Source organism: Bacteroides intestinalis DSM 17393 (assembly GCF_000172175.1).
GTDB classification, from domain to species: Bacteria; Bacteroidota; Bacteroidia; order Bacteroidales; family Bacteroidaceae; genus Bacteroides; species Bacteroides intestinalis.
On the sequence record NZ_ABJL02000008.1, the window covers coordinates 2,961,707 to 2,988,437 of the forward strand.

General features: G+C 40.3%; 20 protein-coding genes, 1 tRNA gene and 2 pseudogenes. 8 read left to right on the top strand and 15 right to left on the bottom strand.

Going from position 1 to position 26,731, the window contains the following annotated elements:
- Positions 1-55: 55 nt before the first annotated feature.
- A complete protein-coding gene (gene cls, locus BACINT_RS21280; RefSeq protein ID WP_007667152.1) occupies positions 56-1,495 on the bottom strand; it encodes a cardiolipin synthase in 1,440 nt (479 codons plus the stop codon).
- A gap of 111 nt (positions 1,496-1,606) precedes the next feature.
- Here cls and BACINT_RS21285 point away from each other — a divergent pair, with 111 nt between their 5' ends.
- Positions 1,607-2,368, top strand: a complete 762-nt coding sequence (locus BACINT_RS21285) for a porin family protein (protein WP_007667153.1) — start codon at positions 1,607-1,609, stop codon at positions 2,366-2,368.
- A 78-nt stretch (positions 2,369-2,446) separates the two neighbouring features.
- Here the strand turns inward: BACINT_RS21285 and BACINT_RS21290 are convergent, their stop codons facing one another.
- Both BACINT_RS21290 and BACINT_RS21295 read right to left on the bottom strand, forming a co-directional pair.
- Positions 2,447-5,365 (bottom strand): TonB-dependent receptor, encoded by a 2,919-nt coding sequence (locus BACINT_RS21290; protein ID WP_007667154.1) that lies wholly within the window; start codon positions 5,363-5,365, stop codon positions 2,447-2,449.
- A 99-nt stretch (positions 5,366-5,464) separates the two neighbouring features.
- A complete protein-coding gene (locus tag BACINT_RS21295; RefSeq protein ID WP_007667155.1) occupies positions 5,465-5,878 on the bottom strand; it encodes a hypothetical protein in 414 nt (137 codons plus the stop codon).
- 203 nt (positions 5,879-6,081) lie between these two features.
- Here BACINT_RS21295 and aroB point away from each other — a divergent pair, with 203 nt between their 5' ends.
- Positions 6,082-7,137 (top strand): 3-dehydroquinate synthase, encoded by a 1,056-nt coding sequence (gene aroB / locus BACINT_RS21300; RefSeq protein WP_007667156.1) that lies wholly within the window; start codon positions 6,082-6,084, stop codon positions 7,135-7,137.
- Positions 7,138-7,500: 363 nt separating this feature from the next.
- Here aroB and BACINT_RS24800 read toward each other — a convergent pair.
- The 4 genes and pseudogenes from BACINT_RS24800 to BACINT_RS21320 form a co-directional block, all read right to left on the bottom strand.
- Positions 7,501-7,659: pseudogene (locus BACINT_RS24800) on the bottom strand (HigA family addiction module antitoxin); the annotation flags it as partial.
- A 33-nt stretch (positions 7,660-7,692) separates the two neighbouring features.
- Positions 7,693-7,851 carry a hypothetical protein gene (locus tag BACINT_RS21310; protein ID WP_007667160.1) on the bottom strand — a complete coding sequence of 53 codons (159 nt, stop codon included), beginning with the start codon at positions 7,849-7,851 and terminating at the stop codon, positions 7,693-7,695.
- A gap of 508 nt (positions 7,852-8,359) precedes the next feature.
- On the bottom strand, positions 8,360-8,983 hold the full coding sequence (locus BACINT_RS23415; RefSeq protein WP_007667162.1) for a tetratricopeptide repeat protein: 624 nt from the start codon (positions 8,981-8,983) through the stop codon (positions 8,360-8,362).
- A gap of 403 nt (positions 8,984-9,386) precedes the next feature.
- Complete coding sequence (locus BACINT_RS21320) at positions 9,387-10,484, bottom strand: hypothetical protein (protein ID WP_007667164.1); 1,098 nt, start codon at positions 10,482-10,484, stop codon at positions 9,387-9,389.
- An 858-nt stretch (positions 10,485-11,342) separates the two neighbouring features.
- Here BACINT_RS21320 and BACINT_RS21325 point away from each other — a divergent pair.
- A complete protein-coding gene (locus BACINT_RS21325; RefSeq protein WP_007667166.1) occupies positions 11,343-12,074 on the top strand; it encodes a hypothetical protein in 732 nt (243 codons plus the stop codon).
- 30 nt (positions 12,075-12,104) lie between these two features.
- Here BACINT_RS21325 and BACINT_RS21330 read toward each other — a convergent pair whose 3' ends face one another.
- The 4 genes from BACINT_RS21330 to BACINT_RS21345 all read right to left on the bottom strand — a co-directional run bounded on the left by BACINT_RS21330 (position 12,105) and on the right by BACINT_RS21345 (position 16,684).
- On the bottom strand, positions 12,105-12,983 hold the full coding sequence (locus tag BACINT_RS21330; RefSeq protein ID WP_007667169.1) for a DNA adenine methylase: 879 nt from the start codon (positions 12,981-12,983) through the stop codon (positions 12,105-12,107).
- A gap of 620 nt (positions 12,984-13,603) precedes the next feature.
- Entirely contained in the window at positions 13,604-14,599 is a 996-nt protein-coding gene (locus tag BACINT_RS21335) for a phage/plasmid replication domain-containing protein (RefSeq protein ID WP_007667171.1), read from the bottom strand.
- A gap of 52 nt (positions 14,600-14,651) precedes the next feature.
- Positions 14,652-15,437, bottom strand: a complete 786-nt coding sequence (locus BACINT_RS21340) for a helix-turn-helix transcriptional regulator (protein WP_007667172.1) — start codon at positions 15,435-15,437, stop codon at positions 14,652-14,654.
- Between the two features lie 2 nt (positions 15,438-15,439).
- Positions 15,440-16,684, bottom strand: coding sequence for a site-specific integrase (locus tag BACINT_RS21345; RefSeq protein WP_007667175.1), 1,245 nt, complete (start codon positions 16,682-16,684; stop codon positions 15,440-15,442).
- 472 nt (positions 16,685-17,156) lie between these two features.
- Between BACINT_RS21345 and BACINT_RS21350 the strand changes: the two genes are divergently transcribed.
- The 4 genes from BACINT_RS21350 to BACINT_RS21365 all read left to right on the top strand — a co-directional run bounded on the left by BACINT_RS21350 (position 17,157) and on the right by BACINT_RS21365 (position 23,709).
- A tRNA-Pro gene (locus BACINT_RS21350) sits at positions 17,157-17,230 on the top strand.
- Between the two features lie 276 nt (positions 17,231-17,506).
- Entirely contained in the window at positions 17,507-20,707 is a 3,201-nt protein-coding gene (locus BACINT_RS21355; protein ID WP_007667176.1) for a S41 family peptidase, read from the top strand.
- A gap of 81 nt (positions 20,708-20,788) precedes the next feature.
- Complete coding sequence (locus tag BACINT_RS21360) at positions 20,789-22,384, top strand: aspartate:alanine exchanger family transporter (RefSeq protein WP_007667179.1); 1,596 nt, start codon at positions 20,789-20,791, stop codon at positions 22,382-22,384.
- 83 nt (positions 22,385-22,467) lie between these two features.
- Positions 22,468-23,709 (top strand): nitroreductase family protein, encoded by a 1,242-nt coding sequence (locus BACINT_RS21365; RefSeq protein ID WP_007667181.1) that lies wholly within the window; start codon positions 22,468-22,470, stop codon positions 23,707-23,709.
- 12 nt (positions 23,710-23,721) lie between these two features.
- On the opposite strand, the gene BACINT_RS21370 is transcribed toward BACINT_RS21365, so the two are convergent.
- The 3 genes from BACINT_RS21370 to BACINT_RS21380 all read right to left on the bottom strand — a co-directional run bounded on the left by BACINT_RS21370 (position 23,722) and on the right by BACINT_RS21380 (position 25,765).
- Positions 23,722-24,111: a DUF2721 domain-containing protein gene (locus BACINT_RS21370; protein WP_007667184.1), complete on the bottom strand. Its 390-nt coding sequence runs from the start codon at positions 24,109-24,111 to the stop codon at positions 23,722-23,724.
- A 28-nt stretch (positions 24,112-24,139) separates the two neighbouring features.
- The gene (locus tag BACINT_RS21375) at positions 24,140-25,087 is read right to left on the bottom strand and encodes a glycoside hydrolase family 43 protein (RefSeq protein ID WP_374956714.1); all 948 of its coding nucleotides are present in this window, start codon (positions 25,085-25,087) and stop codon (positions 24,140-24,142) included.
- 240 nt (positions 25,088-25,327) lie between these two features.
- The gene (locus tag BACINT_RS21380) at positions 25,328-25,765 is read right to left on the bottom strand and encodes a cupin domain-containing protein (protein WP_021967320.1); all 438 of its coding nucleotides are present in this window, start codon (positions 25,763-25,765) and stop codon (positions 25,328-25,330) included.
- 233 nt (positions 25,766-25,998) lie between these two features.
- Here BACINT_RS21380 and BACINT_RS21385 point away from each other — a divergent pair, with 233 nt between their 5' ends.
- Entirely contained in the window at positions 25,999-26,391 is a 393-nt protein-coding gene (locus tag BACINT_RS21385; RefSeq protein ID WP_007667190.1) for an A1S_2505 family phage non-structural protein, read from the top strand.
- Here the strand turns inward: BACINT_RS21385 and BACINT_RS23945 are convergent.
- Positions 26,358-26,702: pseudogene (locus BACINT_RS23945) on the bottom strand (Bcr/CflA family drug resistance efflux transporter); the annotation flags it as partial. The gene BACINT_RS21385 and the pseudogene BACINT_RS23945 sit on opposite strands and share 34 nt — an antisense overlap.
- Positions 26,703-26,731 lie beyond the last annotated feature (29 nt).

Below are 26,731 nucleotides of genomic sequence, written 5' to 3' on the forward strand. Positions count from 1 at the left end.
TAGCTGCGCAATGATGCCGCATGGTAATTCTTCATTTTTCGTTCTTCATTCTTCATTATAAAAGCGGTGCCATCAAGCGCACCACACTCTCGGCAGCTTTCCGCCACCAAGGACGCTTCACCCAGTTTTTAAGGAAGACTTGTACACAGTCGCGCTGATCCTGAAGAAAGATCTCCCGCATTTGCAATGCCGTTTCCGTATCATAAATGAAAGCATTCACTTCAAAATTATGCTCAAAGCTACGAAAGTCCACATTGGTAGAACCAACAGTGGAAAGCTCATCATCTGATACCATCAGCTTGGAATGCAAGAAGCCTTTTTTATAGAAATAGATTTTTACACCCGCTTGCAATATATCCGCCAGATACGAACAGGAACCCAAATGCGTCAGACGATTATCCGCACGCATTGGCAACATCAGACGTACATCCACTCCTGCCAATGCCGCAGTTTGCATAGCGGCCAAAATCTGTTCCGTAGGCAGAAAATAAGGAGTCTGTATATAGAAGTATTTCTTTGCACCGGAAATTGCCATACTCAATCCTTGCATAATCTCTTTCCAGGGACCAATGGGGTCACTCGTCACAATCTGCACCAAAGAAGTGCCGGTCGCTTCCATCTTCGGAAAGTAACGGGAAGCACTGATCAAAGTACGGTCAACAAAATACCAGTCGAGCAGGAAAGCAGTCTGCAGACCATGCACGGCTTTACCTTCCAGTAAAAGATGGGTATCACGCCAGATACCCCATGAGAAACCACGCATATAACGTTCTGCCAGATTCATTCCACCTACAAATCCCACACGCCCGTCAATCACCACAATCTTACGGTGATTACGGTAGTTCACCTTACTAGTGAACAGCGGAAAACGTACTTTCAGGAAACTACGCACTTCAATGCCTGCCGAAAGCATCTCATCATAGAACCGGTTGGGCACATGCCAGCATCCTACATCGTCATAGATAAGACGCACTTCAACGCCTGCCCGCGCTTTCTCCACCAATACATCGCGTACCATACGTCCGATAGCATCATCTTCAAAGATATAAAATTCAATATGGATATGTTGCCGGGCATTCTGCAGTTCCCTCAACAAGGATTGCAGCATAGAGCCGCCATTGGTATAGATTTCGATACGGTTACCGTCGAAAGGGAATGCCTGGGTCGTGTTGCGGAACAGGGAAATAAGCCGACTGTAAGCCATTGGCAAAGTAGTGGCATCCTGCGCCAGATACTCCACCATCGGTTTATTCAGCAGACGGTTATAAATCTTCTGCCCTATGATGCGCTCCCGCCTGCGGCTTCGTCCGAAAAAGAAATAGAAGACTAACCCCACAACAGGCAGGAACATCAATACCAGTATCCATGCAAGCGTCTTCACCGGATTACGATTGTCGAGGATAATGACAACAATTGTTCCGATGATAGCGCCAAAGTAAATAATATCAAAGGCGACGGTAGCTACTTGGTTGAGTATATAGTTCCAGTCAATCACAAAAGCAAATATAGAGAAAATAAAAGAATTCCTGTTTTTTTATAAGAAAAAAGAGATTGAATTTAAAGTATTTACATATATTTGCATAATTACACACTAATACTATGAAATATGAAAAAACAGCTTTTAATCGCCCTCTTATTGGGTTTGTCAACTACTATCTGTCATTCGCAAGTAAAAATCAACGTACAAGGCGGCACTGGGTTGACCGGCATCACCAAGAATGAAAATTACAATGCTAACTTTGGATATCGTTTCGGAGTAGGTGTTGAGCTACCTATTGACAAGACTTGGTCCATGCAAACAGGGCTACAGTTCCTGAACAGAAGCTACTCTGTTGACGAAGGAATAACAGCCCTTGGCACTAATGAGGAAGGCAAACAAACCTACATGGTATTGGGGATTGATTCTAAAATAAACGGAATCTATTTACAAGTTCCCATCAAAGTTGCCGCATATCTGCCTTTGAATAACAACTGCGGATTTCAATTCAGCGGAGGTCCATACATCGCTTATGGAATTGGCGGAAAAAGCAAAGTGAACTGGATACTTGCCAGCCAGGAAAAAATCGACTCCGACGACCTCACATCTGGTGGAGATAACAGATTGATGGAAGGTAAAACAACGCATAAGACATTCGATAAAAACGATGGACTGAAACGCCTGGACATCGGTTTAAGTCTCGGAGTAGATTTCAAATACAAACAACTTTTTGCCGGTATCGGTGCCGAATACGGTTTTCTTCCCATTGATAAAGAATTTCCTAAAGACATTTTCAAATATTCCATCCAGGAAAACCAGACACTTGTCTCCCCTCGCAACATAGGAATCGAATTTCATGTAGGCTTTTGTTTCAGTGTAGGGAAACGCTAAAAAACAGAATCCCCTTCCATCTCTTTCAGCGAAAGCGAATGGAAGGGGAAACTTATCACAAAAACTGGTTAGGAAACTTTAGAAACGACGTCCGCCACCAAAACCACCGGGACGACCACCAGGTCCGCCGGGACCTCCATGACCACCGAATCCACCTCTACCCTGCATCTTTTCACGGGCAGCCTTGCTACCGAAGATATTCAGACGATAGATGAAGTGTACCATGCAATAACTATTGATACCATTATATTCGGAAACCGAACGGCCATCTGCTGTTAATGAACGGCTAATGTTACTTTGCTGTTTCAAAATGTCATAGAGTTCAAGGCTGATAGTAGCCGCGCCTTTCAGGAAGGTTTGCGAAAGCTGTGCATTCCAGATCAATTCATTACGGTTCATACTGGCATCTGTATAACCACGACGGCTCTGATTAGCAATATTAGTAGTGAAAGTCATGTTCCAGGGAGCCATCAACTGAGTATTGGCACCATAAGAGAACGTGTAAGGTTCCTGATTATTCTCTGGACGCAGTTTACTACGCTCAGCAGTATAAGAGATAGAACCATTCAGGCCGAATTCGAACCAGTCGTTACGGTAAGCACCATTCAAACGCTCACTCAACGTCAACCCTGTTGTCTTATTCTTATCATCCACTTTGGTATCCTGATTATATAAAAATGCCACATTATTCTGGTAATTGACATTGGTGAATGAGTTGATAGTGTACTTCTTATTCTTCAATGCGGTATTGAAACCAAACATACCGAAAGCACTCCAGTTACCATTGATATTCTTCGGTGTAGTAGTACGCGCACCGGTTTGATCATCGTATTCGGTACTGTTACTGATGCTGTTCTGCGTAGCCGAGAAGCTGGCATGAGTCATGATACCCCGCTGGAGTTCTGCATTATACGTATTGTAGAACAAACGCATAGAGTGCGTGAACGAAGGTTTCAAACCCGGATTACCGACACGGATATTCAGCGGATTAGAGTTGTCTACAATCGGCAACAAGTTCTCCATGCTGGGCTGGCCGGTACGTCCACGATAGTTGAAGCGCAACTGGCTTACTTTCGAGAAACGGTAACGGAAATCAATATTCGGAGCAAAGTTGAATACCGAACGCGTCGTATCAATCATATAGTCTCCTTTCTTATAAGACAGTTTTGAGTTCTGCGGTTGGAAAGAAATACCGGTACTCAACTGGTACTTCTCACGGATGAAACGCAAGGATACAGAAGCATCATGGTTGTAGTATCTGTACTCGGCATACTTACCTAAACTATCTACCGCATGATTCTGATAGCCCACTGGCAACGGGTCGCCAATTCCCCACTCTGGATTGATCTTGTATAAGTCGAAAGTCGTCTTGTCACTCTCACTGTACTTATACTGGAACTGATAACTGAACTGCAAGAAAGTAGCCCGTGCAATCGGTTCACTATACGTAACCTGTGCACTATAACTATAATTATTCGTCGGCGTAGTGATATACTGGTTACGGATCAACGTAGAGTCCGGGTTTGTAGGAATCTGATAATAACGTGTCATCGACTCCGTATACTGGTTATTGTCATTATCTCCATAACCAAAGCGTCCGCGGAATGTAACATTACGTCCCTTATCATTCAGTTTGCGATTGATCTGCAAAGTAGCATCCGTTGAAACGGTCTTGCTATCGGAAAGTGAACCCGTGTTTGTAGCATTCACACGAATATCCTTCAACGGGTCTTCATTATTTATCACATCAAAATCAAGATAGTCATTCGGGTTAGTAACCAGACTGTAAGGATCCGCATTGAAGGTTCCCGACAAGGAACTGGAAGAATTATCCGTCTTTCCATAAGAGAAGTTCGGACGGAAGATGATATTCGTCATTGAATCCGGCTTCCACTCCAAACGGAAATCAGCATTAAATGTCGAATTCTTGTTCCTGTTGAGAGAGTTTGAATTGGAATATGAATTACCATTCTGTAAGAAACGCTCGGATGAGTTGACATTGGCAATGTCAGCATCATTGTAGTTGTAACGGGCACTACCGCCTAACTCCAATTTAGCAGTTTCGGTAGCAAAGTTAAGTCCCAGTTCCTTAGGAGCATTCAAACCATTGTTACGACGCCAACGCGGGCCACCGCCACCACCGGAAAAGCCCTGATTATTCACATTGTTGGCAGAGGCAATAAGAGAAACTTGTGTATTATCCACAAAGCGGTTCAACATCAAACGTCCTGCATAACGATCTTCAGTACCTACGGCAGCATCGGCATTACCGAACCAACCCTGATTCATACCTTTCTTAACAGTCAGGTCGAGCACGGTTTCTTCTTCACCGTCATCAATACCTGTGATACGTGCCAGGTCCGATTTCTTATCATAAGTCTTCAACCGGTCAATCATGTCCACCGGTAAATTCTTCAAACCCGTCTTCACGTCTCCACCGAAGAATTCCTTTCCGTCTACCATGATCTTCTTCAGGTCCTTACCATTAATTTTCACGTTACCATCGTCATCAATCTCGGCACCGGGAAGTTTCTTCACCAATTCTTCCAGCATGGCTCCTTCGGGGGTACGATAAGCTGACGAATTATACATTAATGTATCTTCACTGACAGTGACTTGTGGAGCTTCTGCGGTAACCACCGCTTCTGCCAGCATCACGGCATCTGTCTTCAGAGCCAGCGTACCTACATTCTTATTGGGGTTTTGAGCCGACAGTTGCAAAGGAAGCATTGTCGGTTGGAAGCCGATATAGGAAACTTTCAATACATACTTCCCAGCCTTTACTTTGGGCAGGGTAAAATATCCCTGTGCTGTAGTGGCGATACCCGCCGCAAATGCACTGTCAGGTAACGAAAGTAACTGTACTGTGGCTTGTACTGCGGGCTCTTTCGTGTCATCCTCGATGACACGCCCCGCTACGGTAATGTTCTTAGTCTGTGAGAAAACGGAAAGTGTGGTTGTCAGCAATAACACTGTTCCGATGATTACTTTTTTCATGCGCCTGTTTTTTATGAAACAAAATGTCTGTTTTTACACTGTTTCATTTGACAAGCTTTCAATGGAAAAGTTTAATGAGGATTAAATAAAATATCCTAATTATCGACGATCTCGCTTAAATAACCGATCAACCGTCGCTTTTTTTATACCAAATTCCAAGCAAAGAATATTCAGTATAAGGAAGATCAAAAAGGAGGAAGTATCCACACTCATGATGTCACCTTTCCATACCCGGTAGAGCATACCGCCAAAGATAAATAACACCGTCAGGAATATGGCATTACGGGTAGCCTTATTGCGTATCTGTTCGGTTTCCTTGCTTTCATTCTTTGTAAAAGCAAACAGAATCATCATCGCGCCCAGCATCATCAGTAGCTTGGAGCACTCTTTATAAAACAAAAGGTTACCATCCGTCATTTTCCCTATCATCAACATCAGGAAAGGGAGAAACAATGCCAATGCTATCACAAAATATCCTAACGGACGGCAATATACCGGTAATAATGCTTTCATTTTTTTATAAATTATAAGTTATGAAGTCTGAAATATTTATCCAAGTGATGTAAGTTTTATGATTTGCAAAGATACTTCTTTCGCAGAGAAATCCTATCTTTAAAGAAGATAAGCTGCATCTCAGCATAACTTTTTCATGTCGGTATGGAAGTTTTGCACTTGATTTGCATTATCTTTGCAGAGCAAAAAAAGACAAATACATCATGAGTAAACAAGAAGTAATCCTCTTCGAAGAACTGGAAAGCAGCTTAACAACTGCCATTGGGAACTGCCCCCATGACAAGCTCTTTATCCTGACTGACGAGCATACACATCGCCTTTGCTTGCCACAACTCAGCAACATTCCGACATTGAAAGAAGCAACGGAAATCATTATCGGTGCCGAAGATATACACAAGAACCTCGAAACCCTGGCTTCCGTCTGGCAAGCCCTGAGTGAAAAAGGAGCAACGCGCCATTCATTGCTTATCAATCTGGGAGGTGGCATGGTGACCGACCTGGGTGGTTTCGCCGCCTCTACATTTAAGCGGGGCATTGCTTATATCAATATCCCTACTACCCTGCTGGCTATGGTAGATGCTTCCGTAGGAGGCAAGACAGGTATCAACTTCAACGGGCTGAAGAATGAAATCGGCGTCTTCGCTCCTGCCGCCAGCGTACTCCTTGAAACAGAATTTCTGCGCAGCCTCGATGCCCATAACTTCTTCTCCGGTTATGCCGAAATGTTGAAGCACGGACTGATCAGCACTCCGGAACATCTGGCGGAATTATTGGCTTTTGATACGGACAAGATAGATTACGCAGCCCTGAAGTCAATGGTAGGTCGCTCCGTACAAGTAAAAGAAAACATCGTGGAACAAGATCCGCTGGAACACGGCATCCGCAAGGCCCTGAACCTGGGACATACCGTAGGGCATGCTTTCGAAAGCCTTGCCCTTGCCGAAGGACGCCCTGTGCTGCATGGCTATGCCGTTGCCTGGGGAATTGTTTGCGAACTGTACCTTTCTTATATAAAAGTAGGCTTTCCAAAAGACAAAATGCGCCAAACCATTCAGTTCGTAAAAGAGAACTACGGTGGTTTTGCCTTTAACTGTAAGCAGTACGACCAACTTTATGAACTGATGAAGCACGATAAGAAGAATACCTCCGGTGTCATTAACTTTACGCTATTGAAAGAAGTCGGAGACATTTGTCTGAACCAGACGGCTGATAAAGATACGATATTCGAAATGTTCGATTTCTATAGAGAGTGCATGTAACGACTTTTACCTCAGCATATAAAAAAAATGTCTTGAAGGATAAAAGGTGTTGTCTTGAAGGATAAAAGGTGTTGTCTTGAAGGATAAGGGAGTCGTCTTGAAGGATAAAAGGTGTTGTCTTGAGGAGCAATATCTTTTCAAAGAATGTCTTTCAGCATCCCCTCAAGCATAATACACCGAAGGAATATCAGTGATTAAGATTCCGTATTGCATTGAAAAATTTTGCAGACATTCTTAAACACGTCTATTAGGGACAAACCCATTATAACAAATAAGGTAGGACAACTATTGCCCTAGCCATGTTTTAAGTGCCCTGTTAAAAACCTTATTCTTGTTTTTATAATATCATACCAAGAACTATTTTCAAAACACAGCAGCTAATTTCTTTATATTGTTTAGCTTTTCACCCAAAGAGTCATTCTTTCGTGCTACCTGTATATTGTAATCCGTCTGCATTCTTACAAGCAAATCAGCATTGATACTCAAAGCTGCCTCTAAAAGCAAGGCAAATTCTGTTGTTATGTAAATTATTTGCTGCTATACCCATAGTTCCTCCTATTTATAATGATTTGTAATATCCACCAAAGAGCATATCTCTATGACTGCTTGATTACCCGCATTAGCTATTTCCCGAAATTCAAGCTTATATTGGCCGTTGATACGTAAAAAAGAAAGTCCTTTTTTATCACCTTTCATCGGTTTTTCCTTTTTCATAAAGTTCTGCCAAATACTCCTTTTCAAATTCTACATCCATATAACTACTCTTCGGTGATGCAAATTTAGATATAAATGCGAATCAGTAGTTGAATTATAAATCAAGATTTATATGCCAGTGTTATAAGAAAACAGCTAACGAAGCTGTTTTATCCTATTTAGAGTTTAATCTAAGCAGCACTTCACAACACGATTATATAACACTGATAACAAATAAGATACAGTACAAACAGATATATTTATATATATTTTATCAACGATTTATTTGCAGATTAAAAATAAAGCACTACTTTTGCATCCGCAATTCGGGATGTAGCTCAGCCCGGTAGAGTACGCGTCTGGGGGTAATGAAATGAGCAAAGATTAAAAACATTGCAATATAATATAAGTCAAGGAGTTAAGCTAATACTTAACTCCTTATTTTTTACCTGCGAATAAAATTCGATTAAAGTTTTCGGACAAATTGGTGCAAATACATCCAAAAAGTCACTCAATATTCCTTTTGTATTTATTTGCAATGCCGGATAGAATCAGAAGGCTTCAAATTAAGAACTTCCTCAGCCTCCTCACATCCAAGGTCAGCAGCTTCTTGATAGAAACTATATGCTACCTCTAAGTCAATATCCTCACCATACAAACCTTTATGGTAAATTTCCCCTGTTAAATACAATGCATACGGACTCCTTTTTTCCCTCAAATCAGATAATACACTCAAGGCAGACCGCACACACAATGGTTCTCTTGATTCTCCACCATAAAGAAATAGATTAAAGGCTTCCCACAATGCATCCTCATCAACGAATGCAAGTTCCTTAAATTCATCTTTAGAAAACAATGCTGCACACCTAAAAAACTCGGCAGCCTCCAAAGGGTCTTTCTCTAAATCGGGAGCCCCATACTTATAAAGATACGCAAATGTAATGTCTGCTTTATCATGCCCTAAACTCCTTGCTTGGTTTAAATAGAACATTGCCTTATGCGTATTTTGTTCTACGTTTAGACCTTTCAAATACATCATTCCTAATGTGAAAGCTGCCTCCGAATCTGTATCCGTATTCTTGATGAGATTAAACAACCTACTCTTACAACGACCAACTGTAATGCCATAGGCTTTTGACGTTTCTATTATCATAATTTTATATTTTTAGATTTATACTTTTTAATTTATCACTGCATATCTCGTTTAGAACGAAACATAAACTTAAGGCAAAGGAATTGGTCCGTCACGTATTAAATGATTGTTGCTAAATAATTTTATTTTTCTCATGTTTTCAATATTCTATTCGGTCGTATAACGAAGAAATTGAAAACCATTTCTGTTAATTTCCAGTTAAAAAACATCTATTGGAAGTTAATAAACATCAATACACAATACTGAAGACAACCTTAAAATCAAATGAATTGTTACAGGAAGTTTGCATTTAAAGAATCTTTTACCCCTCTATTAGAAACAAAACCAATATAACAAACAGGGTAGGACAACTATTGCCCTACCCCTATCTTATATGCTCCGTTAGAAGCCTCATTGTTGTTATCTACTTGTATATTGAATATACCTCAATAGGAACTGTATCTACTAAGCCATGTTTTACATAGCTTAAAGAAACAAGTTTTTCATCTACAGTTTTCCAATACAAAGAATACTTTCCTTTTTTCACAATGTTATCCTCAACTATCTTTCTTATTTCTTTAGGTGCTTCTATTTGATTGGAATCATTCCACAACGAACTTCTATATGGATATTTAAAATACAAATAAGAACTTTCTTTTTTATCATAAAGCACAGAACATTCATGCTCTTTTATTTTTAACTTGGGGTGAAATGTCATACTAAAGAACACTTTACCGTTAATGACTTTCGCAGTCTTTCCCCCTGTGCTTGACGGTTCGTATTCTATTCTACCGTGTAATTGCTCATTTTGCAACTCTGCATTCAAAACAACTTCATCTTTTTGAATGACCGTAACCTGTTTATTCGTGTCAATAACAGCAGTATAGGTATGGAAAGAATGAGGCTGTAAATTAAATGATTTAACCTCACCAGCATTGTCGAAGAACTCCTTAACAACTTGTTGTTTTAGACTGTCTTGTAGGAATTGAACGCCATACGGATAAAGTTCTTCGAGTTTATTTCGGGCTGCATTTTCTGCTTCCTGTTTAGCAACTTTTTCTTCTATTCTTTTACGTCTTTCAGGGGTATCTTTTATTGGATAGACAGACAAACTCCCCGAGCCACTTATATGTAGTTCAATCAGCTTATCCTTTTCAAACGTTTCACTTTGCATCTGCCCATAGTTACCAAGGAAACGACTTAGTTTTGTAGAAGTCATTACAATAGCTTCCGTCATGTTTCCAATTTCAAAGCCTGTATAAACATATCTTCCATTATCCATGCCTTTATAACTAAGGCTTAACGAATATTTCACATAGCCATATCTAAACTCTATTCCATAGGAGTTTTTCTTTTCTGAATAACTAATTTCAAGTGTGTTACCACCGTATATCGGTTTACCCGTATAGGGATTAGGGCACAGATAATCAGGATATTCAAAAGTCTTAATAGAAGTGGATTTTTGAGCATAAGTAGAAAGAACCATTATTACGCTCATCAGAAACAGCAAAGTTCGTTTCATAATACTGTGATTTACTTCCCACAGCCTCGACAGGAAAGGTTTGTATAAAAAGGAAAGCGTGAGGCTGTTAGAATTATCTGTTTTAGAGGCTCTGGTAAACCCGTGGTACAAGATAAAACGACACCCCACGCCAAGCCATATATATCACTGATATATACAAGATTAGCATGAGCGTTTGTATCGTCTATCCCCGTACCACATGAAATTTTACCAGAATTTCTAAAACGGGATAAAGCTAAACGCTTCCTTTATTTAATATGTCGTCAACAAGTCTTATCACCTGTTAACGGGACAAATATAACTAAAATCCAGCGTTCTACAAACGTTTTTCGGGATGTCGTGGAACAAATTTACTCATTTATTGATAGTTCACAAGATTTTAGGGAGGGAACTCCGATGAGGTTGTTACATTTCAAAATGTCGTATCTTTTATGGATGCCTCAAAATAGCCTCATCGCCATATCCACCACTCCAACTATATCTTACCATTCGATTATACTTCATCTGTTTTGATGTGATACATGATATTTCCTCTCCCCTATATTGCAAGTCTTCTATGACGTTGTACTCTGTCATCACATAGGATCATCACTATATAGTGGATTTTACGAGTTCTAAATCTTCTTTGACTCTGTCATGTATTAGTTCTATCGATTGTACATTAAGCCTCATCACACAAGGAGCCACATCAAAACCTTAAGTCACTTCTCCGCCCAACTAAGTTACTATATAAAAAGTAACAAAAAGGCAAATATACTTTATAATGAAACCCTTCTTCTAATATTCTCTTTGATATTTTTTCCTAAAAAGCTAGGCTAACCCAAAGTTTTTTTCTTCTTTTGTAAAAAATATATTCATATGGATTTAGAACAAAAAATATTAGCCTACTGTGACGAATACAATATTCCTGTTCACTATCTTTTTGAAATATTGGAAGACCAAAAAGTAGTTCCAATGATAAGAGGAAAAGCGACGGAATATAATGCCTACATTTATTTACAAGAACATTTGGATAAATTCACATGGGATGTTCAAAAATTAAACTTAAATGCCCAAAACAACACAATTGATGAGGATGTAAGTATTACTCACAGAAAAACAGGAATTAGACTAAAAGTTGAATGTAAAAATGCAGTTAGAGGTTCATTTAGCATAGGTAAACGGACTAAGGTCTTGAAAGTTCCTCATTTTAAGGTAAAATGCCATCGTTCTAGGAGTAATATGAAATTAAGTCAAACAACCAACGATAGATATTTAATTGGCGACTTTGATTTATTGGTATGTAATACTTCTAATGCTTTGTACGAAGGAAACACTATTGAAAGTCTCGAATTAATTAACAACAAAGAATTAATTACAGTGTTATATGAATATTATAATGTGAATAATAATAAAGATTTAATTAAAGCCTGCAATAAAGATTGGAGATTTGTAATACCGTCTGACATTGCAGAAAATGACAACTCAATCCCAAGAACACCGTATGTTGCCTTAAAAAACGACATTCACTGGACCTCTATTAACAATCTCAACGATAGATTATTGCGAATAGTTACTACCAAAAGAAATGAAAGCAAAAAAAAGAAATAAAAACAACAGCATTAAAGATTTCATTCTCAACTACTCTAAATAGTTGAGAATGAATAATTCTTTTCCTTTATACCTTTTGCCTTTTTTATCCGTTTTTTCTTTTTGATCATCGGTACGTTGAATACAATAATTCCATTCTTTATCATACATTTCTCTAGCCCAAGAATATAAATTTCTAACATCTTGCACATTATCATAAGTAATAAAAATATTCAACCTATTTCTATTATTCTTCAAACATTCTAAGAGCCTGTAATGATCATCCCTTGAGAAAAAGTACTGGTAAAATTTATCTTGATCAGCATTAAAATATGGAGGGTCAACGAATAGCAATGAACCATTGGGAGCCTGGTTAATCACAGTCTCAAAATCCCAACATGTAAGCCTAACCCCTTGTAGTTTTTGACTTGTTCGCAAAATATTATTTCCCCAATTCTTAGGCTGCATAGAATATTTATCTCCATACCCCCAATACATATTCTGACGATTCATTATACCACTATAAGATGTTCGATTAAGATAATACCACCTTAAAGCTTTTTCTAAATCACTTTGAGGAACATACTCATTTTTAAAGAATGTATGCAATTCTTTTAATGCAGGCATAGGGTCTCCTACTTTAACATTAGAAACTAGTTTTGCTGGAATTCTACTAATACGACTATTGCGTCTCTTTAATAAATCTATAAGTTCATTGGGCTGATCTCTTATTACACATAAAGTATTGATAAGTTCATCATCAATATCATTTAACCAATTATTCACCACTTTATCTTTTGCAAAAAAAATGCTAGCTCCTCCACAGAAAGGTTCTATGTAGTAATCATGGTCAATAATATGCTCTAAAATAAGTTTACGAGCATAAAATTTCCCACCTGCATATCTAAAAGGACTATTAATTGAATTCATGGCACAAAATTAAATAATTCAATTAGATTAAGATTGATTATAGCAGAATTATTTTGAAAAAACTCCATATCCTGCACTCCATTCACACCTATAGAGAGCCTGTATCGAAGAACAATTGGTGATATAAAAAAATGTAAAACATTGATTTACAAACATTTGCCAACAAGAGTCATTCGTTAAAAAGAAGAAAAACATCTACAGGCTCACTTCTTTAAAAGCCTTACATATCTATATATCATACCTACTAAAACAATTTAACCATACATAATATTTTTCCTTTCCACATTATACGGACTCTATACATAACTTATTGTTATCACATGAGAGCATTATACGACGTAGTAAAGGTTTTGAATCTCAAATCCTCTGTCAATAATAAATAATATTTTCTATCAACTATACATATCACTTGTAGAATTACACTACCTCGTATTAGAGCGTTTAAGCCATTATTATACTCCACCGAATACTTTTATTGTATCTGATAAGTTTTTGGCTATGCACGACCAACAGCCCCCTCATTTAAAAGATAAGGCTTGGTAATCATCTGAAGAATAAACGTAGGAAGTGGAGTTTGCACCCTCTGATGATTACCAAGCCTTATTTGATTAGGGAGAGAACTAACAGGCGGTATTGAATATTCGTCGTTCCTCTGCGACACTCATACTATCTGCTGACTGCTCCAATAGCCAAGCAAGATACTGTTCTATTTTGTCTGTCAGTTCCAATGTCAGATTAGGGAGAGCCAAATGTTTTTTGCCCCACTCCAACGCTTCTTGGATTTTCTTTTGTATTTGCCCATGCAGGACACGGTCTTGGGGTTGCGGATTTGCCCGAAGTTTAAACAGGATATGCTTCACATAATAAGACAGGTTTTGGTCGGCATTTGCTATACAAATACACCACTTGGCAAAGTCCTTGGCGCTCTCAAAAATACGGTAATCCACATCCCAACAGTCATTAGGCAGTTTCACCATATCCTCATAATATCCAAACCACTCTGCAACCAGCGTCCAAAATACCTGTTTGTTCCAAAGCTCCTCTGCTACTATATCCCTGCCAAACAACCTATTCAGTCCTTTGGTACTAAATGTTACCTCGTACCTCAATAGGTTCTTCGGCAAGTTCTCTCTTCCATATTTAGGTAGCTCCCGTTTCTTCTTTGCTTCCTGCATCTTATCATAAAACTTACAGCGCACCTCTTTGTTATCCATATATTTAGTACCACTCCATCCATTAGGTCTAAATGCTTTCATGGCATCCAACTTCTGCATATACATAATAGGAGGCTCTTTCATACTAAAGTTATGTGCAAACTCTGCTGACTCCACTACTGCCTCATACATAGGTACCCCCAAGTCTTTGCTTAACTGCATAATAACTATTTTCACCTCCTTTAATGATAGGGTCTTTAGGTTATGCCCACATAGACATTTAGGAAGACTGCCCTCGAATGACACATACGTTTCAGTGGCTATGACTTTACGTCCAAGCCATAACCCACTACCTCCTGTACCATCAGCAAAGTAGGACTGCGCAACTATGCGTTTTAATACCGACTGCCAGTCGTACCCTGTTGGTAGGACATATAATATTAACTTGACTTTATCATACATGACTATAAAATTTAGATGTATATAGAATGTTATACAAAATTGAGCTTATTAACTATTTACGAAGACGCGCAACAAATCCTAACTCCATGCTTTCAATGAATTCCTGCTTAGTTTCTTGCCTTTTAGCCATCATCCACGTTATTATTTCATCACGCTTAAATCTTAGTATTCGCCCACTTTCCGCACGATAACAAGGTATTTCTTTATGGCTTGTCAGTTTATAAATTGTATGTTTAGACTGCCCAATCAACTCACTACAAACATCAATACCAAACATCTCCGGATAATCTTCTATCCGTTTTAGCGGTCTATTGGTCTTCTGTTTTTCGTTTTTCCCCTCTGACGATACTACTCCCAGCATAGTACAAATTATTTCCCGTAGCGACCTTATTTGAGCCAAAACATAATATTCCCACTCGTTTCTTAAAAACTCCATGTCATTATACAACCATGCGCTTTCCACAGAATCACGATGATGTTCATTAATGAAACCGTACTTTGCTATTGCTTCATATAGGAAGTCCGCCACCAAACCTGTCTTTCCCTCTTTTTGCAAATAGACTTCCTCATTGTAGGTATCATCCAAATCTTGCCTACTCATACTCATCCCTCCTTGAGTTACAGACTTTACCTTTACTTCATAAGTAGGAATAAAATATCTGCTTTTCCACACAGTAACAACTGAATCAACCTCCTTTAATGCCTGCCGGAGCTTTCCTTTATCTCCATCAGTCAATCTTTTTATATAGGTGTATAACCAACTCTCACAGACTGCTGCTTCCCCTCTGAGCAACTTGTTAATCAAGTCACCCAAAGGCATATTGTAAGTGATGAACATAATTATAACATTTTTGCGACTTTATCTAAAACACTTGTAGAGAAACCTGCAAGATATGTAGCCGTTGTCGTAAGATTACTATGCCCCAGGGCTTGGCTTATTATCTCACGGGGAATATCATTGCCCTGTAAGGTCATAGCCATTGTGTGCCGTGCCGTATAAGTAGTCAATGTCAATGAAATACCTAAAGCCTTACCCAGCTTTTTCAAATTGGCATTGATACGTTTGTATCGGCAGCGTACATGCTCGTACAATTGCTCACCATCATACTCTTTGGTTATGATAGGAAGTAAATACTCGCCCGTTTCAGGGGTATTTGCCTTAAACCACTCCAATTGCTCCTTTATAGCAGGAGTGACGAATATTTTTATCGGCTTTACATTTTTGGCATTTTTCGTCTTTTGTCTCTTATACACGATATGCGCTCCCGTTACCAGCATTTCAATATTGTTTATTGTTAGATTTGCCATGTCAACGAAACTCATACCAAAGCAATAGTAAGAAAAGAGGTATATCCGACGGGCACGCTCCAATACCAAATTTTGTTGAGGCGAGTTCTTTATCAACTCCAAGTCCGTTGGCAGTAAATAGCGTTTTGCCGTTTCTTCTGCCAATTTGTTTATTTCAAAACCACCCTTACCAAACGGATAGGTGTTGTTTGAGGCTGCTTTTTCTTTAATGGCTTTATTAATTACAGCACGCAATGTCTTTAAAGTGTGCATACGGGTATTTCCACAGCAACCATTCTTTTCCATAGCCATATTTAAGCGATTAATGTATTTCACGTCTATTTCTGAAAACAAACGTTCTTTTGCCTTAGAGTCATATTTGCAGAACAGGTGCAAGTCACGTTCATAAACCTTTCCATTGCCGATGTGACCTGTAGCCTTTAAATCCTCCACCTGCCTCATCCAATAATCATAGATTTTTCCTTGTCTCGAAATTCCCAAAAATTCTTCTTCAAATTGGTTTAGTGTCCAATCCACCTGTGCTTTCATAAACTTATTCACCACTTCATTTTTACGTTCCTCACAACTAATCAACCAGTTGTTATACGACTCATAGTTGGGGTTCATGCGTTTGTCCCTTTTAAATCGGTCTGCGTTCTTATCCCACTCATTTTCAAAGGCGGACAAATTTAAATAGATGTATTTTAGTTTGCCATTTTTGGTGATGCGTAAGCAAACGGGGTAACTTCCGTCTTTTCTTTTGTTGCTCGTGTGAATCACAATACGAAATTTTGCCATAATCTTCTTTTATTTTTTAAGTGAACAATATAGTTATCTACGAGTGCAACGTAAAAACTCAATCCGCGATTAAATTTTTGACGGTTAAAATTAACTATTTAGAATTTATTAACAATGAATACACGGAAGGTTTCTTGCAATATCCTCCCAACTCATATTAATAATCGGAAATGTAGTAGTATAATAGACCTCCGTTTTGTATTTATCTTCGATTAAAGTTTTATTAAAGTTTTGGAGCAAAATAATCCTATTCCATACAAAAGGAGATAGGTTAAATACAAATGACTGAGACAAAACAAAAGTCTAAACGGATAAAGTCCTCTTTAGAAACAATCCAAAACAAGAGTAGAAATAGACACAGCAACACACTAATAATGAACACAATACAACAACACAAGCAATTTCAGCACAACAAAAAGTATCTGATTTATTTGCTATTTCAAAATAAAGCACTACTTTTGCAACCGCAATTCGGGATGTAGCTCAGCCCGGTAGAGTACGCGTCTGGGGGGCGTGTGGTCGCAAGTTCGAATCTTGTCATCCCGACTACCGATAAAGCATTGATAATCGAAAGATTATCGATGCTTTTTCTTTTATGGGGTTATACTTAGCGGGGCGGTTGAATTATTTTCCAGAAAATGCCCTCCGTATAAACAGATGTTTTTATTTCCTCGGTAGGAGAAATGTTTTTTCCCAATAGGAGAAAAACAGTTCAGTAATAGCCGGCAATAAAATGGGGAATAAATTATCATTGATATCCCAAGCTTTTTCTTTTTTACAGACTAATACCTATCTTTGCATAAAAACACATTTAATATACTTATGAAGAAACTTATTGCTTACATTGCCCTTAGTTTCGCGGCAATAACCAGCTATGCAACCACTCCCCTCTGGATGCGTGACGTACAAATCTCACCTGATGGGACAGAAATCGTATTTTGTTATAAGGGAGACCTCTACAAAGTGCCTGCCAAAGGCGGAACTGCTACACAACTCACTACGCAAGACTCTTACGAATGTACTCCGATATGGTCGCCGGATGGCAAACAGATAGCCTTTGCCAGTGATAGAAACGGGAATTTCGATATCTTCATCATGTCGGCAAATGGCGGAACAGCCCAGCGACTGACTACTCATTCAGCCACTGAACTACCCTCCGCTTTTACCCCGGACGGCAAATATATTTTATTCTCAGCATCTATTCAGGATCCGGCAAGCAGTGCCCTCTTTCCTTCAGCCGCTATGACTGAACTCTACAAAGTTCCTTCAGTCGGCGGACGCACCGAACAAGTACTGGCCACCCCTGCCGAAGCGGTATGTTTCGATAAGTCCGGCAACCGCTTTTTCTATCAGGACCGCAAGGGAGGTGAAAACGAATGGAGAAAGCACCATACTTCTTCCATCACCCGTGACGTATGGATGTACGATGCCAAAACAGGTTCACATACCAACTTTACCCAGCACGCAGGCGAAGACCGCAATCCGATTGTATCACCGGATGGACAAACCGTCTACTTCCTGAGCGAACGTAATGGCGGCTCATTCAACGTATATTCTTTCCCGGTTTCGCAACCCCAATCGATAAAAACAATTACCAGCTTTAAAACCCATCCCGTGCGTTTCCTTTCAATGAGCAACAACGGCACCTTGTGCTATGGATACGATGGTGAGATCTATACCCAGCAGGAAAGCTCGAATCCCCGGAAGATAAATGTAGAAATCATTCGCGACGACCAGCCACAAATAGCTTATCTGAAACATCCGGATAGAGCAACCTCTGCTACAGTTTCACCGGACGGCAAGCAAATTGCTTTCACTGTACGCGGTGAAGTATTCGTAACATCGACAGACTATACCACCACCAAACAGATTACACATACGGCAGCAGAGGAAGATGGTCTCTCGTTTGCCCCGGACAACCGGACGCTGGCCTATGCCAGTGAACGCAGTGGTAACTGGCAGATTTATCTAGCCAAGATAGTTCGGGAGGAAGATCCGAATTTTCCGAATGCAACTTTAATAAAAGAAGAAGTATTATTGCCTTCTACCACCGTAGAACGTTCGCATCCGCAATTCTCACCCGATGGTAAGGAGTTAGCCTTCATTGAAGACCGCAATCGTCTGATGGTACTCAATCTGGAAACCAAGAAAGTACGCCGGATCACCGATGGTTCTACCTGGTACAGCACAAGCGGAGGGTTCGACTATGCTTGGTCTCCGGACAGCAAGTGGTTCACATTGGAATTTATCGGAAACAAGCACGACCCATATTCGGATATAGGTCTGGTCAGCGCACAAGGCAATGGCGAGATTATCAACCTGACCAATAGTGGATACAGCAGCGGTTCACCCAGTTTTGCGCTCGATGGCAATGCCATTCTTTTCACTACCGAACGCTACGGTATGCGTGCACATGCTTCATGGGGTTCGCTGGACGATGCTATGTTGGTATTCCTGAATCAGGATGCATACGACAAATTCAGCCTGAGCAAAGAAGACTACGAACTATACAAAGAAGCAAACTCTGACCGGAAAAAGGTTGCCGCAAAAGACAGTAGTAAGGTAAAGGATGTCGTAGTGGAATTGAAAAACATAGAAGACCGCATCGTACGCTTGACACCAAACTCGTCTAATATGGGAAGTACCCTCATCTCCAAAGACGGAAAAGCCCTCTATTATCTGGCCAGTACCGAAAGCGGCCGTAACTTATGGAAAATGGACCTGAACAAGAAAGAGACCAAGTTGCTCCATAAAGTAGATGCCGGCTGGACCTCCCTGGAAATGGATAAAGAAGGGAAGACTCTCTTCATCCTGAACGGTAAGAATATGCAAAAGATGAACTTGGCTTCCGATGACTTGAAGCCCATTAAATATCTTGCCCAAGTGAAACTGGATCTGAGCGCCGAACGCGAATACATGTTCGACCATGTATACAAACAACAACAGAAGCGTTTCTATAACACCAACATGCATGGGGTCAACTGGGACGCCATGACAGCTGCTTATCGGAAGTTCCTGCCACACATCGATAATAACTATGACTTCGCCGAACTATTGAGTGAATGGCTGGGCGAGTTGAATGTCTCCCATACCGGAGGCCGTTTCTATCCGGACGGACAAAGCGAACCGACAGCCAGCCTGGGACTACTTTTCGACTGGAATTATCAGGATAAAGGAATGCTCATTGCTGAAGTGATAGAAAAGGGTCCGTTCGACAAAGCCACTACAAAGGTGAAAGCCGGTGTCGTTATTGAAAAGATCGACGGTAAAGAGATCACTCCCGAAGCCGATTATTATGTGCTTCTCAATGACAAGGTAAAAAAGAAAACACTTGTTTCATTGTATGATCCCAAGACGAAAGAACGCTGGGAAGAGGTAGTAATCCCTATCAGAGACAGCGAACTCAGTGCATTACTTTACGAACGTTGGGTTAAGCAACGTGCAGCAGACGTTGAGAAATGGTCGAACGGTAAACTGGGATACGTGCACATCAAATCAATGGGTGATGACAGCTTCCGTTCCATCTACTCGGACATTTTAGGAAAATACAACAATTGTGAAGGTATTGTCATCGACACCCGTTTCAACGGAGGCGGTCGTCTACATGAAGATATAGAAATACTGTTCAGTGGCAAGAAATACTTCACACAGGTGGTTCGCGGCCGTGAAGCCTGCGATATGCCGAGCCGCCGCTGGAACAAGCCTTCCATCATGCTGACGTGCGAAGCCAATTATTCCAATGCACACGGTACACCGTGGGTATACAGTCATCAGAAACTGGGTAAACTGGTAGGTATGCCTGTGCCGGGCACTATGACCAGTGTATCATGGGAGCGCCTGCAAGATCCGACACTGGTATTCGGTATTCCTGTGATTGGTTACCGTTTGCCCGATGGCAGTTATCTGGAAAATACGCAGTTGGAACCGGATGTAAAAGTAGCCAATTCGCCCGAAACAATCGTGAGAGGCGAAGATACACAATTGAAAGTAGCAGTAGAAGAATTATTGAAAGAACTACAATAGATAGGGATTATTAAGGAGCCAGACTATGAATTTGGCTCCTTTTTCCGTACCTTTGCAGCAAAATCAACAAATTCTAAATTCATGTTTGCTGACTTACTCAATTCCTCCTATTTCGCCCTCTTCCTCATTGTTGCATTGGGCTTCATGTTGGGGAGAATCAAAATTAAAGGATTATCTCTGGACGTTTCCGCAGTCATTTTCATTGCTCTTCTCTTTGGACACTTCGGTGTAGTCATTCCTAAAGAATTAGGAAACTTCGGATTGGTACTTTTCATCTTTACTATCGGCATTCAGGCCGGTCCCGGTTTCTTCGACTCGTTCCGAAGTAAAGGTAAGACCCTGATCATAATCACCATGCTGATTATTTGCTCGGCTTCTCTGACGGCTATCGGGCTCAAATATCTTTTCGACATCGATACCCCCAGTGTAGTAGGCTTAATAGCCGGAGCACTGACCAGTACACCAGGACTTGCCGTAGCCATCGACAGTACAAATTCTCCGTTGGCATCCATCTCCTACGGCATCGCTTATCCGTTTGGAGTTATCGGTGTAATACTGTTTGTAAAGCTGCTTCCCCGCATTATGCGCATTGATCTGGATAAGGAAGCCCGCCGACTGGAAAAAGAACGTCGCGGACAGTTCCCGGAATTGACTACCTGCATTTATCGCGTCACAAATCCTGCCGTATTCAACCGCAGCTTGATGCAAATCAATGCACGAGCTATGACAGGGGCTGTTATTTCACGCCATAAACATGATGAAGTTATTTCCATCCCTACAGCTCATACGGTGTTACATGAAGACGATTACATACAGGCAGTAGGCAGTGAAGAAGCTCTGAACCAACTTTCGGTCTTAGTCGGAGAACGCGAAGAAGGTGAATTACCTTTGGTAGACACACAGGAAATCGAATCCTTATTACTGACCAAAAAGGATATGATCAATAAACAATTAGGGGATTTGAACCTGATGAAAAACTTCGGATGTACGGTAACACGTATCCGCCGAAGCGGTATTGATCTGTCTCCGTCACCGGATTTAACTCTGAAATTCGGCGATAAACTGATGGTGGTAGGAGAAAAAGAAGGACTTAAAGGATTGGCCCGCTTACTGGGAAACAATGCTAAAAAGCTATCTGATACAGACTTTTTCCCTATTGCAATGGGTATTGTTTTGGGAGTACTGTTCGGCAAACTGAATATTACTTTCCCCGGTGGTTTATCTTTCTCTCCGGGATTGACGGGCGGTATTTTGATTGTGGCTCTGTTCTTAAGTGCAATTGGTAAGACAGGACCTATTCTGTGGTCTATGTCCGGACCTGCTAACCAATTATTGCGTCAGTTGGGATTGTTGCTTTTCCTAGCCGAAGTCGGTACCTCGGCTGGTACCAATCTGGTGGCAACTTTCCAGGAAAGTGGCTGGCTGCTATTCGGAGTAGGTGCTGCTATTACGCTAGTACCTATGTTAGTAGCTGTGTTCGTCGGGCTGTTTGTCTTCAAAATCAGTATACTCGACTTACTGGGAACCATCACCGGTGGTATGACCAGTACTCCGGGACTTGCAGCAGCGGATTCTATGACTGACAGTAACATTCCGAGTGTAGCTTATGCTACGGTTTATCCTATTGCAATGGTATTCCTTATACTGTTTATCCAGATTATTGCAACTATGGTTTAAGTCAAATGAAGATATACTTCATTCAGCATAGGTTATAAATTAAATTCCCCTAAATTTGCATACGATATAAATACCAACTAAATATGAAAACATTGAGAGTCCAAAACATCATAAGCCTGACAACTTGCTTTTTCCTGATTCTGGCAGTAACTATTTGTAAGGGAAACAAGTTCGGAAGCATTCTCTCCGATAAGGAAAATGCAACAGAAAACCCTATAGGAACTTCCGATATATTACGGCATACGGATGAAGGAGTACAGATAATATCAACCCGGCAAATAACGAAAGATATCAACGGATATGGAGGAAATGTCCCTCTTGAAATCTATATGCAGGATAACCGCATTACAAAAGTGGTGGCATTGGAAAACTCTGAAACACCCAGCTACTTTGCCAAGGTACGAAGCAGTGACCTGCTGCAACAATGGAATAATCTATCACCGGAAGAAGCAATCAATAAAGAAGTAGACGGAATATCCGGAGCTACAGAGTCTTCGGTAGCTATTATCCAGTCCATCCACAGGGCAATGGAATATGCAAAGAAACATCCGGCCGACAAGCCTGCAACTGCTTTCAGTTTTGACTGGATACTTTTCCTGGGTTTACTGGCAGGCATTGCACTGTGCACCTTGATTATTGTATATTTCTCCAGAAAACCTAAAGGGCAAATGACACAATATGTACTGAACACTTTCAGTCTTGCCTTGGTTATAGTAGTAACTGCATTATCTATTCAACCGAGACCAAATCAACCTAATAAGATGGAGGAACCTATAATGAAACAAGATGATAAACTTTCCGTTCTTGAAGCCATACATGCAAGAACCAGTATCCGCTCTTATCAGCCACAAGAAGTAGAGGATGAAAAAATAGAGCAGCTGTTAAGAGCTGCTATGGCTGCTCCCACAGCAACCAATAAACAACCTTGGGCTTTCATTGTCATTAGGGATAAAGAGATTCTAAACGAATTGAGTTCTACCCTTCCTTATACCAAAATGGCAAAGGATGCTCCACTGGCCATCGTAGTATGTGGAGATTTAAATAAAGCTATCAGTGGTGCAGGTATGGAGTACTGGGTACAAGATGCTTCGGCTGCAACAGAAAACCTACTGCTGGCTGCACAAGGTTTAGGATTAGGGGCCGTATGGTCAGGAGTTTATCCTATGGAAGAACGGATAAAAGAAGTACAGAAAATACTCCAACTGCCCAAAGACATTATTCCCCTGAACGTAATTCCAATCGGTTATCCGGCTGAGAATCCACTTCCGAAAGATAAATGGAAACCGGAAAATATTCATTTTAACCGCTGGACAAAGGACAAATAAGAAGTGGCTTTCCTATTCATCCATATCATCCAGATGTATTTCCAATGCCTTCACCGAAATATAAATCTCGTATACAGAAATAGCCAGAGAAATAATCAATAACACCATTGCCAATCCAAAAATATAGATGGATACAAGATAGAGCTGTATATAAATAAAGAACATACTTACAACACACAGCAACAGACTGCCTGTTCCTGTCACCTGCATGGCACGCGTCAGATACAAGCGTTTTCGAAGATTGGCAATCTGCGCTGCAGTCACTGATGAATGGTTCGCACGATACTGTTCCTTCAATGCACGTACCAATTGGGCATACGACATGAACCGATTGGTATATGCCAGCATAATCAATGAAATCGCTGAAAACAGTAGAGCCGGAGTAGTTAGATCTATTTCCATATATCTTATGCATTAGAAAGTTATCACATTATTTCAAAGGATTACTTTTCACCCCTTCAAAAGTTATCTTAACCGGATTGATATATCCATGCTTATCAAAAGTCATTTCATCGATGCAGGTTGCACGATGGTTCCCGTCTGTCTCAGTTAACGGACGACGATGGTAAATGATATAATACTTATCAGATTTTGGTTCATGAATCACAGAGTGATGTCCAGCTCCGGTAGCAATCTCCGGATCTTGCTGTAGTATTTTGCCAATACGCTTAAACGGACCAAAGGGATTATCTGCAATGGCATAAGCCACTGAGTAGTCAGGACCACCCCAACCTCCTTCCGACCACATAAAATAGTACTTTCCATCGCGAATGAACATGAAAGGACCTTCCGTATAATTTTCCGGTGTAACCTCCCTGTAGTAAGTTCCGTCTTCAAAAGGTAAAAGTCCCGTAAAGTCATCCTTCAGCTTAACAACGTTACATCTTCCCCAACCTCCATAATACATATAATATGAACCATCTTTATCCTGAAATACAAACTGGTCAATCGGTTGAGCACGATTATATATCTTATCTATGAGTGGCCGACCTAAATAATCCTGATATGGTCCCTCCGGTCTGTCTGCCACACCGACACCGATACCACCGTACTCATTATCATTCTGAATATCATTACCTCCAAAGAACAGGAAATACTTATTATCCTTCTTAACAATAGCGGGAGCCCACATAGCACGCCATACCCATTTCACAGCCTTATTGTCAATGATACGTTCATGCTTAGTCCAATTTACCAAGTCTGTTGAAGAAAAAGCATCCATGAATATTTGTTTCTCATATTTATCAGAATAAGTGGGAAATATCCAATATTCATCGTTCAGGATAATACCTTCGGGATCGGCATACCATCCTTCAAAAAGAGGATTACCTGACATTTGGACCGGTTGCTTTACACCACAGGACTGAAGTGTTAACATCACAAAAATGAGTAATAAATAATAAGTCTTCATATATCTGATCTTTTAAAAGGATAAAATATACATTCTATTGTCTCACATATTTTCCACAAAATAAAAGAAAAAAAACGGAAGAATATAATTTCCCTTTATAAAAAGCACAATGCCTAAAGCTGAACTTCACTTGTAACCACAAATTGAAGTTTTGCTTTAGGCATAAAAGGACTCTCCAAAATGAGAAATCAGGAATTACGTCCTAATCTACTTCTTATCATAAATTCCATTAGAGAATTTTCCATAAGCCATCACCTGGTTCGTATCAGGAAAGTGTACAATCTCCGGGAGATTATTCGTGTCGAAATCAATATAAACCAGCTTTTCCGTATCCGATCCGTTGCGAATAACATGCGCACCTTCCGGACCCGCAGGAAAAGTAATTGCATCACCGGCTTTCACTGTAACATCCCCATTGATGGTACGAACGATACCTGTACCGCTGATAATATAGAATACCTCTTCATCCGTTTCATGATAATGGTATCCATAGGCAAAACTACCCGGCTCCACTTCTACAAAGTTCACACGGCACTGGTTCACATCCGCCTGCGCAACAATCGGTTTCACTGTAAATTCATTACCATCCTGGCTAATTTTCTGACCTTCTGCGGTCCTGTAATTCTTTACTGCAAGTTCTTTCATTGTCTTTTTGTTTTTAAATTGTTTATAAGATAGTTGCATTCATCAGTTTTTTCACTAACTTCGCAAATGTAGTCAGTGACTTTCCGACAGTGCAAAGCTATTCACTATTTTACTTATAAACAAGAAGTTACAAATAAGTAAGATAGTTACCTAAAGGTTACTTTTGCTGAAAAGCAAGAGTTTAAAAATGAAGAAAAAGAGAAAATAATTAATTATAACCTAATCACATGAGTATGAAAACAAGAATTACCTCTAATCGTATCACAGAACTACGCCCGGACGAGATATTCGTTTTCGGTAGTAACCTGGAAGGCGCACATGGTGGCGGAGCCGCTTATCTGGCATGGAAAAAATGGGGAGCCATCTGGGGACAAGGAACCGGATTGCAAGGACAAACCTATGGTATTCCGACTATGCACGGAGGGCCGGGAGCCATCAAACCTTATGTAAATGAATTTATCCGCTTTGCTAAAGAACACTCACAATACACTTTCCTTGTTACAGAAATAGGATGCGGCATTGCCGGTTTTGCCCCAAAAGAAATTGCTCCTCTATTTAAAGAAGCTGCAAACGTGCCCAATATCCACCTGCCTCAGCGTTTCTGGGATGTACTGAATGCAAAATAAAGTCTTGCCCGCCTTCTGCCCAAAGCCAGTAAAATACTGGAAAGGGAACAAAGAGAGCAGATGACAAATATTACCCCCGTGGAAACCAGAATGTTTCCAATACCTACTAAAGGAGAGACAATGCCACCAAACGAAAAGCAGACAGCCCCAAACAATGCCGAGGCTGTCCCGGCATTGTCGCGCTCACACTCCATAGCCAACGCAGTAGATGTAGTGAACGTCATTCCCATCATAAAGAGAACTGTCAGCAACAGGAGTTCATAAATCCAGAAACTACAACCTAAAGCCAATGCGGCACATTTGAGCAAAGAGACCTACCTATTTTATTCAAAGCTATCCA

Bases quoted from the DNA above. Each gene is read 5' to 3' on its own strand.
- BACINT_RS21285 (WP_007667153.1), top strand. From the start codon at position 1,607: ATGAAAAAACAGCTTTTAATCGCCCTCTTATTGGGTTTGTCAACTACT.
- BACINT_RS21290 (WP_007667154.1), bottom strand. From the start codon at position 5,365: ATGAAAAAAGTAATCATCGGAACAGTGTTATTGCTGACAACCACACTT.
- BACINT_RS21295 (WP_007667155.1), bottom strand. From the start codon at position 5,878: ATGAAAGCATTATTACCGGTATATTGCCGTCCGTTAGGATATTTTGTG.
- aroB (WP_007667156.1), top strand. From the start codon at position 6,082: ATGAGTAAACAAGAAGTAATCCTCTTCGAAGAACTGGAAAGCAGCTTA.
- BACINT_RS21310 (WP_007667160.1), bottom strand. From the start codon at position 7,851: ATGAAAAAGGAAAAACCGATGAAAGGTGATAAAAAAGGACTTTCTTTT.
- BACINT_RS23415 (WP_007667162.1), bottom strand. From the start codon at position 8,983: ATGATAATAGAAACGTCAAAAGCCTATGGCATTACAGTTGGTCGTTGT.
- BACINT_RS21320 (WP_007667164.1), bottom strand. From the start codon at position 10,484: ATGAAACGAACTTTGCTGTTTCTGATGAGCGTAATAATGGTTCTTTCT.
- BACINT_RS21325 (WP_007667166.1), top strand. From the start codon at position 11,343: ATGGATTTAGAACAAAAAATATTAGCCTACTGTGACGAATACAATATT.
- BACINT_RS21330 (WP_007667169.1), bottom strand. From the start codon at position 12,983: ATGAATTCAATTAATAGTCCTTTTAGATATGCAGGTGGGAAATTTTAT.
- BACINT_RS21335 (WP_007667171.1), bottom strand. From the start codon at position 14,599: ATGTATGATAAAGTCAAGTTAATATTATATGTCCTACCAACAGGGTAC.
- BACINT_RS21340 (WP_007667172.1), bottom strand. From the start codon at position 15,437: ATGTTCATCACTTACAATATGCCTTTGGGTGACTTGATTAACAAGTTG.
- BACINT_RS21345 (WP_007667175.1), bottom strand. From the start codon at position 16,684: ATGGCAAAATTTCGTATTGTGATTCACACGAGCAACAAAAGAAAAGAC.
- BACINT_RS21355 (WP_007667176.1), top strand. From the start codon at position 17,507: ATGAAGAAACTTATTGCTTACATTGCCCTTAGTTTCGCGGCAATAACC.
- BACINT_RS21360 (WP_007667179.1), top strand. From the start codon at position 20,789: ATGTTTGCTGACTTACTCAATTCCTCCTATTTCGCCCTCTTCCTCATT.
- BACINT_RS21365 (WP_007667181.1), top strand. From the start codon at position 22,468: ATGAAAACATTGAGAGTCCAAAACATCATAAGCCTGACAACTTGCTTT.
- BACINT_RS21370 (WP_007667184.1), bottom strand. From the start codon at position 24,111: ATGGAAATAGATCTAACTACTCCGGCTCTACTGTTTTCAGCGATTTCA.
- BACINT_RS21375 (WP_374956714.1), bottom strand. From the start codon at position 25,087: ATGTTAACACTTCAGTCCTGTGGTGTAAAGCAACCGGTCCAAATGTCA.
- BACINT_RS21380 (WP_021967320.1), bottom strand. From the start codon at position 25,765: ATGAAAGAACTTGCAGTAAAGAATTACAGGACCGCAGAAGGTCAGAAA.
- BACINT_RS21385 (WP_007667190.1), top strand. From the start codon at position 25,999: ATGAAAACAAGAATTACCTCTAATCGTATCACAGAACTACGCCCGGAC.